Consider the following 13,218-nt stretch of genomic DNA (forward strand, 5'->3'; position numbering starts at 1 on the left):
TTGAATCATGAGCCAGAACGTTTATCAATTTATCGATGTGCAGCGTGTAGATCCTGCGAAAAAGCCTATCAAAGTTCGTAAGATCGAGTTCGTTGAAATCTATGAACCGTTCACTAAACAACAGGCGACTGCACAAGCGGATCGCTGCTTAGATTGTGGCAACCCATATTGTGAATGGAAATGCCCAGTCCACAACTACATCCCTCAATGGTTAAAACTTGCCAATGAAGGCCGTATTCTTGAAGCGGTTGAACTATCGCATCAAACCAATAGCCTACCGGAAGTATGTGGGCGCGTTTGTCCTCAAGACCGCCTATGTGAAGGTTCATGCACGCTTAATGATGACTTTGGTGCCGTCACCATCGGTAACATAGAAAAGTACATTACCGACAAAGCGTTTGAAATGGGCTGGAAGCCAGATATGTCCAAGGTGGAGTGGACCGATAAAAAGGTTGCAATCATTGGAGCTGGCCCAGCTGGCTTGGCTGCCGCGGATATCCTAGTGCGCAATGGCGTTAAGCCAGTCGTGTTTGACCGCTACCCTGAAATTGGAGGCCTTCTGACCTTCGGTATTCCTTCATTCAAGCTTGAAAAAGGCGTGATGGAAAACCGCCGCCGTGTGTTCACTGAAATGGGCGTCGAGTTCCGCATGAACATGGAAGTAGGCAAAGATGTCCAAATGCAAGAGCTACTTGATGAATACGATGCTGTTTTCTTGGGCGTTGGCACCTATAAATACATGCGTGCAGGTCTAGATAATGAAGATGCGCCGGGTGTGTATGACGCGCTGCCATTTTTAGTTTCGAACACCTACAAAGTCATGGATCTTGAGAGTAACCAACCCTTTATCGATATGGCAGGAAAGAAAGTCGTCGTACTGGGTGGTGGTGATACAGCAATGGACTGCGTTCGTACCTCAATTCGCCAAGGTGCCTCCAACGTAGTTTGTGCTTATCGTCGTGATGAGGCCAACATGCCAGGCTCTCGTCGCGAGGTAAAAAACGCAAAGGAAGAAGGCGTGAAGTTCATGTTCAACCTTCAGCCTTTGGGAGTGGAAGTGGATGCGTCAGGCAAAGTCTCGGGGGTCAAAGTGGTGAAAACCGCACTTGGTGAACCTGATGAAGCAGGTCGCCGACGTCCAGAGCCCGTTGAAGGCAGCGAGCACGTTCTACCAGCAGACGTTGTTATCATGGCGTTTGGTTTCCAGCCGCACAAAATGGACTGGTTAGCACCGTTTGATGTCGATTTGGATCAATGGGGTCGTATCAAAGCCCCAGCGAAGCAAGAGTTCCAGTTCCAGACCAGCAATGAAAAGATCTTCGCGGGTGGTGATGCGGTACGAGGTTCTGATCTTGTCGTAACCGCAATTGATGAAGGACGAAAAGCGGCAGAAGGCATTCTCGATTACCTCGAAGTTTAATCTCAGTTAACCTCACAAAAAGGGTCCTATTATTGGATCCTTTTTCTTTTGTATCCATATAATTAGAAGCAAAATTATAAGAGTAAATACAATGAAAAAAGCCGCTCTCCTTTCCATTACTTTGCTCGGCTTAACCGCTTGTAGCCAAGGAGTCACAACCATGACGGATCGTTCTCAATCACCTTGTGGTGACAAACCAAACTGCGTCTCCACCCAAGACACGCGAGAAAAATACAACCTAACGCCATTTATCTTAGTGGATTCAGCGAACATCGACGCTATTGAGCAAGTTGCGCTTGAACTGCCAGGCGCGAAAACCGCGGTGAAAGAAAGCAACTACCTTCGTATCGAGTGCACATCTAAAATCATGCGCTTCGTGGATGACCTCGAACTAAAAATAGCAGGAGACCAACTGATTGTGCGCTCGGAATCTCGTGTGGGCTACTCTGACTTTGGCGTAAACAGAAAGCGCGCCGATCAATTACGAGAAAAGCTCACTCAAGCTAAGCTCATCAAATAGAAAACTGCCAACGGGGAGTGCTATACTCTCGGCCAACTAAAATATTTACCTAAAGAGAGTGTTATGAAAGTTGGTATCATCGGTGCGATGGAACAAGAAGTGACCATCCTGAAGCAAGCAATTACAAACTGCAAAACTGTAAATAAAGCAGGTTGTACGTTTTTCTCTGGTCAAATTAACGATGTCGAAGTCGTCGTACTACAATCGGGCATCGGTAAAGTTGCAGCGGCAGTGGGCACGACAATCCTTCTTGATGAATACCAACCAGACGTTGTGATTAACACAGGCTCTGCTGGCGGTTTCGATTCAAGCTTAAACCTTGGCGATGTAGTTATCTCTACAGAAGTTCGTCATCACGATGCAGACGTAACCGCTTTTGGTTATGAAATTGGCCAAATGGCCGGTCAACCAGCTGCATTCAAAGCGGATGACAAGCTAATGGACTTAGCCGAAAAAGCCCTAGCACAAATGGAAAACACTCATGCGGTTCGCGGCCTAATTTGTACTGGCGATGCGTTTGTTTGTACTGCTGAGCGTCAAGAGTTTATTCGTAAACACTTCCCGTCAGTTATCGCTGTAGAAATGGAAGCATCTGCTATCGCTCAAACTTGTCACCAATTCAACACACCGTTTGTTGTTGTGCGTGCAATCTCTGATGTCGCTGATAAAGAATCACCAATGAGCTTTGATGAGTTCCTGCCTCTAGCAGCAAAAAGCTCTTCCGAAATGGTATTCAAAATGCTGGAACTCATTAAGTAAACGACTCATTCATGGAAGAAGTTTTTCAGTCATTTTATGCCAACGGTGCGCTCCTCATTATGTGGGGTGCACTGATCTTGCACCTTTTAGTGCCAATCCCCCATTCAGCGCACCCCATCACTTTATGGCGAAAGCTAGCAGAACAGCTAGCCAACAAAGTGAACAATAATCACAATTACTCACAGAGTGTAATCTCAGGCAGTCTTGCATTAGGCTTGATGCTGTTTCCTTGCTTGATATTACTGATTGCAGTAAAGCCATTTGTTTGGCAAATCCCTTTATATGAACTGGTTCTATTGATCATTGCGCTAGACTGGCGTAACAGCGAAACGTTAACGAAACAGCTCGTCACAAGTATCTCTTCGGAAGACAAAGCTCAGTGTCGAGCATTACTGAGACCATATCTTAATCGCGACACTGGTAGCCTCTCGATCGTTGGCATAGGTAAAGCTGGCTCAGAAACCCTGATTATGGGATACAGCCGCAACGTGATCGGCGTGCTATTTTGGTACGCACTAACAGGTGGTATTGGTGCGTTAATGTATCGACTCACAACAGAATTAGCGCGAGTGTGGTCCCCTAGCCGACGCCAATATTTGCCCTTTGGTAAACCTGTGATTCAACTGGTTGCTACTCTGGATATTATTCCACTTCGTCTCTTTGCCATACTTTTAGCTGCCGGAAAGAATACAAGTAATGTGCTCTCTGGAATACAACAGCAAGCGAAGTCTTGGCCCTTACCAGGACCTAGCTGGGTGTTATGTACTATCGGACACAAACTACAACTGTCTTTATGCGGCCCTGCTATCTATCAAGGTGTGCGTGCAGAGCGCGCAAAAATCGGTGGGCGCATTGCGCCATCGGCTATTCACCTTTCACAAATACATACGCTGCTCGTTTGGCGCGTCCTGGCTTGGATCGCAATCCAAAGTTTGCTTTTAGGAATAATTTATCAAGGATTATGATGAATAAATTATGCTTCGCATTAACGCTGTTTGTTTCGACAGCGACCTTCGCTCAACCCGCTCAACGCATTATAAGTTTAGCTCCACATGCCACCGAAATTGCCTTTGCAGCAGGGCTAGGAGACCAGCTTGTTGCTGTCAGCGAAATGAGCGATTATCCAGAACAGGCAAAGCAGCTAGAAAGAGTCTCAAATTATCAAGGAATTAAATTAGAGCGCATTATTGCTCTTCAACCGGACTTAGTGATTGCTTGGCCAGCCGGAAACCCCGCTAAAGAGTTGGAGAAAATTAAACAGTTCGGTATTCCTATCTATTACTCCACTACAGGTTCATTAGAAGATATCGCCAATAATATCGAGCAACTCAGCCAATACAGCGAAACTCCACAAGTAGGAAAAAAGGCCGCTGAAGATTTTAGAACGCAGCTGAGTACACTAAAAGAACAGTACAACACGAACGAGAAAGTTAGTTACTTTTACCAGTTGAGTGAAAAGCCTATCATCACTGTCGCCGGAAAGAACTGGCCAAGTGAAGTCTTTACTTTTTGCGGTGGTGAGAACATTTTCGCCGCATCTAGCGCGCCTTATCCTCAAGTTAGCATCGAGCAAGTCATTACTCGCCAGCCAGAGGTTATTTTTACTTCTCGTCACGCAATGAGTAACGATGGTATGTGGACTGAGTGGAGTAATGAGCTTCTTGCTCTTAAAAACAAACACATCTGGTCCCTAAACTCTGATTGGATTAACCGTCCGACACCACGCACATTGAACGCGATCAAGGAAGTGTGTGAGCACTTTAAAAGCGTTCGTCAAAAACGCTAACGATTTCGTGGCAAATACCGTACAATTTCCGCCCATTTTTTCTCACACTATTTAAAGGTACTAAGTAACATGGACTCCATGCTGCTTTATATGATCGATTTGTTCGGTACCGCTGTTTTCGCTATCTCTGGCGTATTACTGGCGGGCCGTTTAAAAATGGATCCATTCGGCGTTATCGTGCTCGGCAGTGTGACTGCTATAGGTGGCGGAACAATCCGAGACATGGCGCTTGGTGCCACTCCCGTATTTTGGATAACAGATACGACTTACTTATGGGTGATATTTGTTACGTGTCTACTAACCATGCTTGTTATTCGAAGACCCAAGCGACTCTCATGGTGGGTATTACCCGTTTGTGATGCCATCGGTCTCGCTGTATTTGTGGGAATAGGAGTAGAAAAGGCACTCGCCTACAATGCATCAGGGATGGTCGCGGTGATAATGGGGGTTATTACTGGCTGTGGCGGTGGCATTATACGAGACGTGCTGGCTCGCGAAGTTCCTATGGTATTAAGAAGCGAAGTCTATGCTACGGCATGTATTATTGGCGGCATCTTCCATACGATGGCGGTAAACATGGGTTATGACCACTCAACGGCTTTACTCGCTGGTGTAATCTCAACGCTCATTATACGTCTCGGTGCGATTCGTTGGCATCTATCCCTGCCAACTTTCGCCATTAACCGTTAAACACCAACAACATCACTCATCATGGAGTCGACCAAGTGTCGGCTCCTCTCATTTATGCTCATTTGATTCGCCAATTCTTGGGCAATTCGCTAAATTATCTCAACCATTCCTAACTTTCATTAATCATTATGTTGCTTGAAGGTATTGAAACGTTACTTGTCCTCAGTAAAGAAAAAACCATGAGCCGCACGGGCAGTCAACTCTATATTAGTCAATCTGCCGTGAGTAAACGTATTTCAAATCTAGAGAAGAAGTTAGGAAAAAAATTAATAGAGCCAAATGGTCGGCACATAAAGCTGACCTCCGATGGCCTTGCGCTCATACACACAATAGAACCCACGTTCAATGAGTTAAGAGGTCAGATCTATGATCAACAACAAATAGAAGATACTTCTTTGATCAAGATAGACTGCTCTGAAACCTTAGTGGCGGGATACCTCAGCATGATCATGGCAGAACACTTTGCCCATGATCAGTACATACGAATATCGACCAATCATACGCCACGCATTATTGAGAATGTGAAATCAGGCAAAGCAACATTGGGATTTTGCGCTGGCTATCTACCACCTCATCATGGATTAATGAGCCTTCACCTCGCCGATGAACCTTTCTCAATTGTCAGTCGACATTCACTTTCACAACTACCTAAAGCTATTTTGACCAATGACCTAACTAACCCTGCCAACACATATCAACAAGCTATTTTATCCAAACACGGAATCGAACCTTTGATGGAAATGGATTCGTATACTGCGGCAGCACAACTGGCTTTGGGAGGTATGGCTCCCGCTTTAATCCCTAAATCTATCCTAACGACACTTAATATCACATCTAAGTTCTGCTATGACTTTGAAGAGCTAGATCAGTTAGTTCGACCAATACATATCTGCTTACGTCACAGCACATATCGTAGCGAGCGAGTTAAAGCACTGACAGAATCCATTGCTGATGTTGTTGCCAAAGAAGTTTCGTTGCCATAAGCATCGACATCACTATAACTAGAGGACGAATCCATTTTTGTCCTTTACTTACCACGACCTTCGCCCCTAACTGAGCACCAAGAAAACCGCCAACAGCCATAGTTAAGCCAAGCTTCCACACTGGCAACCCAGCGAAGATAAAAAAGAGTAGTGCCGCTATGTTTGACGTGAAATTGAGGATTTTGGTTCTAGCTGTGGCTTCGACCAAAGAAAAGTGACCTAGTGCAACAAAACAAACAGTAAAAATAGATCCAGTCCCAGGGCCAAAAAAGCCATCATAGAAGCCGATCCCGCCACCAATGCATAGCGCAAACATCGCTTCAGATAACTTTGGTTCTCCATCGATTTTTCGCGTACTTGGCGCGAGTAAAAAATAGAGGGAAATGGCTATCAAAAGAACAGGGATCAAACTGGTGAGTACGCTAGCATCAATAAACTGCACAGCCTCGGCACCGATTGCAGCACCTATAAAAGTGCAGAGTATCGCAAAACGCATTTCCTTTAAGCTGACAATACCGTTACGCACGAAATACCAGCTAGCAGAGAAACTGCCAAACGAACTTTGTAACTTATTGGTTGCTAGAGCTTGAGTCGGACTCAACCCCGCAGCCAAAAGCGCAGGGAGCGTAATGAGCCCTCCCCCACCAGCCATCGCATCAATAAAGCCTGCGGCAGTCGCAACCAAAAATAAGGCCAACAAAATCTCAACCGTGATTTCCACTACACTTCCTTTTTGAAGAGGTATCAAAGAGGAAGAAACGGTAGCACTTATTCACAAAACTACCAATGGAAAGTCAAGACACCAATCTATTCCTAATTTTCATCAGTTAATAAATCTAGAGAATGATACATTAAAAATATCAATTACATCCAAATATAGAGCCTCACCTCAAGAGCCTCTTAATATTTTGATAGAAAAAGAAAATGCTGTCTTAATAGGAAATATTTAATCTGATAAAAACGAAAATAATGGAAGCCTTACTGACTCGACCATCAATAAAAGAACAGCAATTACGCTTAAAAATCGAACAGATAGTGAATGTTAATCAGCTATTCAACGTTATTGACGCTAAACCAGAGACTAGCGGTGCGGGTGTAATTTATATTGATAACAAATTCACCGTTGTACGCTTAAGAGACTTTAAATCCACATGCCATATCAATCCTACCTTTATCATTCTACGAGAACCGATAAAATTACAATCATCTCAAGAATTTGCAAAAAAAATAAAACAGGAAGAATCAAAATCAAGATTCAATCAAGAGCTTCTATCAGCGAGCATTAGCTGTATTGGTGCAGCAATTGGCTGGATTGGAGTAGTTGGTTCGGGGCTAACAATACCAGTAAGTGGTCCTGTGGGCGTAACTATGTCCTATATCTCACACGCCGCTACTGTTGCTGCCACAGCTCAATGTGCTATTGGAGTAGCAAGAACCCGTATGGTATCTAAATCACCAGATAAATTATCGGATATAGACAGTAATGAGTGGTATCAAAATACAACTAAAGCTTTAGATTACATATCCTTAGCTGGAGCGGGTGCTAGCGGATATCAAACGATAAAAATGGTTCAATCTCTTAAGCAAACCACTAAGAAAGGCGTTCCCGAGATTCTAAAAGGCTTAAACAGACAAGAGAGAACAAGATTAACTAAAGAAATCATCCGTAAAAACCTTCCGAGTATTTCGAATAAAGCTCGTAAACAGCTAATGTTGTCAGGAGAAATTCCTAAGAGGTATTCACAAGCAACAATATCCGCATCCATTTCTCATCAGCTTCTAGATGCAATTGGAGGCTCAATTAGCATAGTAGGAAGTGGTTATTCGGGAGAGTTAAGAAATCTTGCAATTGGAATCTATGAGGAATTGAAAGTTGAATACTAAATCAATTAGCATAGCAAACATCTCACTAAGTATATGTTTATACTTGGCATTGACTATTGGTCTGGCTATTAGCTTAAGCATTTGGAATGACTGGTTTTCTTTCACTCAACACATTGCTCTAGATACTTACCTTCTTACATTGGGAGCTATTACGGTTGTTGTTGTATGCATTCCAAACATTCTGACAATAAGCAAAGGATTAAGTATTGCTGCAAAAATAAACTTACTTACTATCTCTTTTATCATTCTCACTTGCAGCATTAATTTTGTTGTAGCAAGTGGTAGTACTATTTCTTCCTCTTTGGGCACATTGCTTGCCATCATTAGCTTGATGATCTTCAAAAGCGAAGCATACCAATCGTTCCTAGCACACTTTAATGCTCTTCATTTTAGAAAAACCTCGATATAAAAAAGCCCGCTCAAATGAGCGGGCAATGAGGTTGTCATGTAAGCCCTGATTAATGAGCTTACTGATTTTTATCTGTTACGCGTCTAGACTCGCTTTCACTTTAGCGTGTAACTCTTGAACCGAAGTTACTGACGCTTTTGCGTCTGCAGTATGAGACATACATGTAGCGAACGCTGCATTCAGTGTCGTTGTGTAGTTCACTTTTTCTGCCAGTGCACCACGGCGTAGAACTTTCGAATCTTCAATCGCTTGACGACCAGCAGCCGTGTTTACGATGTAGGTGTATTCGTTGTTCTTGATGCGGTCAAGAATGTGTGGACGACCTTCGTGTACTTTGTTTACCAAACGTGGGTTAATACCCGCTTCGCCCAGAATTACAGCAGTACCGTGTGTCGCATCCAACTGGTAACCCAGTTTCACTAACTTAGAAGCTAGGTCAACAACACGCTCTTTATCACCTTCACGTACAGACAGTAGCGCACGACCACCTTCAGGATAAACCGCACCACAACCTAGCTCTGCTTTCGCGTAAGCTTCTGCGAACGTCGCACCCACACCCATTACTTCACCTGTTGAGCGCATTTCAGGGCCCAATAGAGGGTCAACACCAGGGAATTTGTTGAACGGCAGAACCACTTCTTTCACTGAGTAGTAAGGAGGGATAATCTCTTTAGTAAAGCCTTGTGACTCTAGAGATTGACCCGCCATTACACGTGCAGCGATTTTCGCTAGAGGAGCGCCTGTCGCTTTCGATACGAATGGTACCGTACGAGCAGCACGAGGGTTCACTTCAATTAGATAAACGTCGTTATCTTTCACAGCAAACTGCGTGTTCATCAAACCGCGCACACCGAGTTCGAATGCTAACTTCTCGACTTGCTCACGCATCTTGTCTTGAATTTCCTGACTTAGCGTGTATGCAGGCAGTGAACATGCAGAGTCACCAGAGTGAACACCCGCTTGTTCGATGTGCTCCATGATACCGCCGATAACGACGCGTTCACCGTCACAGATAGCATCAATATCAACTTCGGTTGCATCATCCAAGAAACGGTCTAGCAGAACTGGAGACTCGTTCGATACGCTTACTGCTTCGTTGAAGTAGCGACGCAGGTCTTGCTCGTCGTATACGATTTCCATCGCACGACCACCGAGTACATAAGATGGACGAACAACTAATGGGAAGCCAATTTCTTTCGATTTCTCAACCGCTTGCTCCATCGTTGTTACTGTCGCGTTTTCTGGCTGAAGTAGACCTAAACGGTCAACAGCGGCTTGGAAGCGTTCACGGTCTTCCGCACGGTCGATAGCATCTGGGCTAGTACCAATGATTGGCACACCAGCCGCTTCTAGAGCACGAGCCAGTTTAAGTGGCGTTTGACCACCGTACTGAACAATCACACCTTTTGGTTTTTCAACGCGAGCGATAGACAGTACATCTTCCAGAGTTACTGGCTCGAAGTACAGACGATCAGACGTATCGTAGTCAGTAGATACCGTTTCTGGGTTACAGTTAACCATAATGGTTTCGTAACCGTCTTCACGCAGCGCAAGTGATGCATGAACACAACAGTAATCGAATTCGATACCCTGGCCGATACGGTTTGGACCGCCACCAAGAACCATGATCTTATCTTTGTCTGTTGGGTTTGCTTCACATTCTTCATCGTAAGATGAGTACATGTAAGCCGTGTCAGAAGAAAACTCTGCTGCACATGTATCCACACGTTTGTAAACCGGATGAATATCAAACTGCTCACGAGCACGGCGAATTTCACTTTCAGCGACACCAAGCAATTTAGACAAGCGAGCATCAGAGAAGCCTTTGCGTTTCATCTGACGAAGCACTTCTTTGGTCAAACCTGCGTAGCCGCCCGCCTTGACTTGTTCTTCGAGTTTTACAATTTCTTCGATTTGAACCAGGAACCAGCGGTCGATTTGAGTCAAGTTGAACACACCGTCGACTGACATACCCGCTCGGAATGCATCGGCGATGTACCAGATACGCTCTGCACCTGCTTCTTTAAGTTCGTGACGAATCTTAGTCAGTGCATCTGGCGCTTCCAGATCGACCATCTCATCAAAACCAGTTGCGCCAACTTCTAGGCCACGCAGTGCTTTGTGAAGAGATTCTTGTTGGTTACGACCAATCGCCATTACCTCACCAACCGATTTCATCTGAGTTGTCAGACGATCGTTTGCACCAGCAAATTTCTCGAAGTTAAAGCGAGGGATCTTAGTTACGACGTAGTCGATAGTTGGTTCAAATGATGCTGGTGTTGCACCACCTGTGATGTCGTTTTGTAGTTCGTCTAGCGTAAAGCCAACAGCCAGTTTCGCGGCAATTTTCGCGATTGGGAAGCCTGTTGCTTTTGATGCTAGCGCAGAAGAGCGAGATACACGCGGGTTCATCTCGATGATGACCATACGACCATCTTTCGGGTTGATACCAAACTGTACGTTTGAACCACCTGTTTCAACACCAATCTCACGCAGAACGGCTAGCGATGCATTACGCATAAGCTGGTATTCTTTGTCAGTCAGTGTTTGTGCTGGAGCAACCGTGATTGAGTCGCCCGTATGGATACCCATTGGGTCAAAGTTCTCGATTGAACATACGATGATACAGTTGTCCGCTTTGTCACGAACGACTTCCATTTCGTACTCTTTCCAACCGATTAGTGACTCATCGATAAGAAGTTCGTTGGTCGGAGATAAGTCCAGACCGCGACGACAGATTTCTTCGAACTCTTCTTTGTTGTACGCGATACCACCACCAGTGCCACCCATGGTGAACGATGGACGAATGATACAAGGGAAGCCAACCATATCTAAAACTTTGTAAGCTTCTTCCATGCTCTTCGCTGTATCTGCGCGAGGACACTCAAGGCCGATAGACTTCATCGCTTTATCAAAACGAGAACGGTCTTCCGCTTTGTCGATTGCATCAGCCGTTGCACCAATCATCTCTACGCCAAACTCTGCGAGAACGCCGTGCTTCTCTAAATCTAACGCACAGTTAAGTGCTGTCTGACCACCCATAGTTGGCAGAACTGCATCAGGACGTTCTTTCTCGATGATCTTGCGTACAACTTCCCACTGAATCGGCTCAATGTAAGTCGCATCTGCCATCTCTGGGTCAGTCATGATGGTTGCTGGGTTAGAGTTAACCAGGATAACTCGGTAGCCTTCTTCGCGAAGAGCTTTACACGCTTGTGCGCCAGAGTAGTCAAACTCACATGCCTGACCGATAACAATCGGACCAGCACCAAGAATTAGAATACTTTGAATGTCAGTACGTTTTGGCATTATCTACTACTCCGAATTAAGCGCTGTGTTTTTTGATTAGTTCGATAAAGTGGTCAAATAGCGGTGCCGCGTCATGTGGACCTGGGCTCGCTTCTGGGTGACCTTGGAAGCTAAATGCTGGCTTGTCTGTGCGGTGGATACCTTGCAAAGAGCCATCAAATAGCGATACGTGAGTAGCACGTAAGTTTTCCGGTAATGTTGCTTCATCTGCCGCAAAGCCGTGGTTTTGCGAAGTGATCATCACAACGTTACGCTCTAAATCTTTTACTGGGTGGTTTGCACCGTGGTGACCAAACTTCATTTTCACCGTTTGCGCACCTGATGCTAGCGCCAGAATCTGGTGACCTAGACAAATACCAAAAATTGGCAGGCCTTTTTCTAGGAACACTTTGGTTGCTTCAATCGCGTAAGTACATGGTTCTGGGTCCCCAGGGCCGTTCGATAAGAATACGCCATCTGGATTTAGTGCCAGAACTTCTTCCGCTGACGTTTCTGCAGGTACAACCGTTAAGCGGCAGCCGCGGTCAACCAACATTCGTAAGATGTTGCGTTTTGCGCCGAAGTCGTAAGCGACAACGTGGTATGGCAGCTCGCTGTCATCTTTCGCCTCTGGAAGTCCACCTTCAAGCGTCCACGAACCTTGCTTCCATTGATACGCTTCTTTTGTTGTAACTTCTTTCGCAAGGTCCATTCCTTTTAAGCCTGGGAATTCTTTTGCTTTCGCTAGTGCCAAAGCTTCGTCTAGGTTGTTGCCCGCAACAATACAGCCGTTTTGAGCACCTTTTTCACGCAGGATACGAGTGAGCTTACGAGTATCGATATCAGCGATGCCAACGATATTTTGAGACTTAAGATAATCAGAGAGGGATTGTTCGTTACGGAAGTTAGAAGCGATTAGAGGAAGATCGCGAATCACAAGGCCTTGTGCATGAATGGAAGAGGATTCTTCATCTTCGGAAGTGGTTCCGGTATTGCCAATGTGAGGATAAGTGAGAGTGACGATTTGCTGAGAATAGGAAGGATCAGTGAGGATTTCTTGATACCCCGTCATCGAGGTATTAAAAACGACTTCACCAACGGAAAGACCATCTGCCCCTATGGACACTCCGCGGAACACTGTCCCATCTTCTAGGACCAACAGTGCTAATTTACCCAAGACAACCTCCAGAATAAAAATGCAAAAAAAATAAATCAAACTGCAAACATGCCTTCCTTTACCTATAAAATCTACATAAATAGGTATTTCAGACAAATTGGCGGTATTCTAAAGTTGGACTCGAAACCTGTCAACCTACAATCAAAAATAAATGATTAATTTCTAGCGAGTAAGGTCATTTTGAATCAGTAAGGCCCAAAAAGATAACTTTTACATGCTATTACATAGAGAGGCATAGAGGTTTAATGAATTTTACAAATTTGAACTTTTTAGAGATCACAAAAAAGTATGAGTTTTTCACG

At 44.8% G+C, this 13,218-nt stretch carries 12 protein-coding genes; 9 read left to right on the plus strand and 3 right to left on the minus strand.

Annotated features, from left to right (window positions below; translation table 11 throughout):
• The first annotated feature begins 7 nt into the window (after positions 1–7).
• From L3V37_RS14540 to L3V37_RS14570, 7 genes are all read left to right on the plus strand, one after another.
• Positions 8–1,420 (plus strand): FAD-dependent oxidoreductase, encoded by a 1,413-nt coding sequence (locus tag L3V37_RS14540; RefSeq protein ID WP_005381833.1) that lies wholly within the window; start codon positions 8–10, stop codon positions 1,418–1,420.
• 91 nt (positions 1,421–1,511) lie between these two features.
• Entirely contained in the window at positions 1,512–1,940 is a 429-nt protein-coding gene (locus tag L3V37_RS14545) for a DUF1499 domain-containing protein (RefSeq protein WP_025768418.1), read from the plus strand.
• 63 nt (positions 1,941–2,003) lie between these two features.
• Complete coding sequence (gene mtnN, locus L3V37_RS14550; RefSeq protein ID WP_005381837.1) at positions 2,004–2,699, plus strand: 5'-methylthioadenosine/S-adenosylhomocysteine nucleosidase; 696 nt, start codon at positions 2,004–2,006, stop codon at positions 2,697–2,699.
• 11 nt (positions 2,700–2,710) lie between these two features.
• Complete coding sequence (locus L3V37_RS14555) at positions 2,711–3,664, plus strand: cobalamin biosynthesis family protein (protein ID WP_005381839.1); 954 nt, start codon at positions 2,711–2,713, stop codon at positions 3,662–3,664.
• Complete coding sequence (gene btuF / locus L3V37_RS14560) at positions 3,664–4,485, plus strand: vitamin B12 ABC transporter substrate-binding protein BtuF (protein ID WP_237306520.1); 822 nt, start codon at positions 3,664–3,666, stop codon at positions 4,483–4,485. The genes L3V37_RS14555 and btuF overlap by 1 nt, the downstream gene beginning before the upstream one ends.
• A 69-nt stretch (positions 4,486–4,554) precedes the next feature.
• Complete coding sequence (locus tag L3V37_RS14565; protein ID WP_005387377.1) at positions 4,555–5,175, plus strand: TRIC cation channel family protein; 621 nt, start codon at positions 4,555–4,557, stop codon at positions 5,173–5,175.
• Positions 5,176–5,303: 128 nt separating this feature from the next.
• Positions 5,304–6,158, plus strand: a complete 855-nt coding sequence (locus L3V37_RS14570) for a LysR family transcriptional regulator (RefSeq protein WP_237306510.1) — start codon at positions 5,304–5,306, stop codon at positions 6,156–6,158.
• Here the strand turns inward: L3V37_RS14570 and L3V37_RS14575 are convergent.
• A complete protein-coding gene (locus L3V37_RS14575) occupies positions 6,100–6,879 on the minus strand; it encodes a TSUP family transporter (RefSeq protein WP_005381847.1) in 780 nt (259 codons plus the stop codon). The genes L3V37_RS14570 and L3V37_RS14575 overlap by 59 nt on opposite strands.
• Before the next feature lie 248 nt (positions 6,880–7,127).
• Between L3V37_RS14575 and L3V37_RS14580 the strand changes: the two genes are divergently transcribed.
• Both L3V37_RS14580 and L3V37_RS14585 read left to right on the plus strand, forming a co-directional pair.
• Positions 7,128–8,042 carry a hypothetical protein gene (locus L3V37_RS14580; RefSeq protein WP_005381852.1) on the plus strand — a complete coding sequence of 305 codons (915 nt, stop codon included), beginning with the start codon at positions 7,128–7,130 and terminating at the stop codon, positions 8,040–8,042.
• Positions 8,032–8,451, plus strand: a complete 420-nt coding sequence (locus L3V37_RS14585) for a hypothetical protein (RefSeq protein ID WP_237306511.1) — start codon at positions 8,032–8,034, stop codon at positions 8,449–8,451. The genes L3V37_RS14580 and L3V37_RS14585 overlap by 11 nt, the downstream gene beginning before the upstream one ends.
• A gap of 75 nt (positions 8,452–8,526) precedes the next feature.
• Here L3V37_RS14585 and carB read toward each other — a convergent pair whose 3' ends face one another.
• Positions 8,527–11,760, minus strand: coding sequence for a carbamoyl-phosphate synthase large subunit (gene carB / locus L3V37_RS14590; protein WP_005381854.1), 3,234 nt, complete (start codon positions 11,758–11,760; stop codon positions 8,527–8,529).
• 16 nt (positions 11,761–11,776) lie between these two features.
• Entirely contained in the window at positions 11,777–12,916 is a 1,140-nt protein-coding gene (gene carA, locus L3V37_RS14595; protein WP_017821483.1) for a glutamine-hydrolyzing carbamoyl-phosphate synthase small subunit, read from the minus strand.
• Between the last annotated feature and the right edge of the window lie 302 nt (positions 12,917–13,218).

The organism is Vibrio sp. D54, assembly GCF_021728075.1.
Lineage (GTDB): Bacteria > Pseudomonadota > Gammaproteobacteria > Enterobacterales > Vibrionaceae > Vibrio > Vibrio alginolyticus.

What these genes read in the sequence shown, in the direction of transcription:
- L3V37_RS14540 (WP_005381833.1), top strand. Translation starts at nt 8, where the DNA reads ATGAGCCAGAACGTTTATCAATTTATCGATGTGCAGCGTGTAGATCCT.
- L3V37_RS14545 (WP_025768418.1), top strand. Translation starts at nt 1,512, where the DNA reads ATGAAAAAAGCCGCTCTCCTTTCCATTACTTTGCTCGGCTTAACCGCT.
- mtnN (WP_005381837.1), top strand. Translation starts at nt 2,004, where the DNA reads ATGAAAGTTGGTATCATCGGTGCGATGGAACAAGAAGTGACCATCCTG.
- L3V37_RS14555 (WP_005381839.1), top strand. Translation starts at nt 2,711, where the DNA reads ATGGAAGAAGTTTTTCAGTCATTTTATGCCAACGGTGCGCTCCTCATT.
- btuF (WP_237306520.1), top strand. Translation starts at nt 3,664, where the DNA reads ATGAATAAATTATGCTTCGCATTAACGCTGTTTGTTTCGACAGCGACC.
- L3V37_RS14565 (WP_005387377.1), top strand. Translation starts at nt 4,555, where the DNA reads ATGGACTCCATGCTGCTTTATATGATCGATTTGTTCGGTACCGCTGTT.
- L3V37_RS14570 (WP_237306510.1), top strand. Translation starts at nt 5,304, where the DNA reads ATGTTGCTTGAAGGTATTGAAACGTTACTTGTCCTCAGTAAAGAAAAA.
- L3V37_RS14580 (WP_005381852.1), top strand. Translation starts at nt 7,128, where the DNA reads ATGGAAGCCTTACTGACTCGACCATCAATAAAAGAACAGCAATTACGC.
- carB (WP_005381854.1), bottom strand. Translation starts at nt 11,760, where the DNA reads ATGCCAAAACGTACTGACATTCAAAGTATTCTAATTCTTGGTGCTGGT.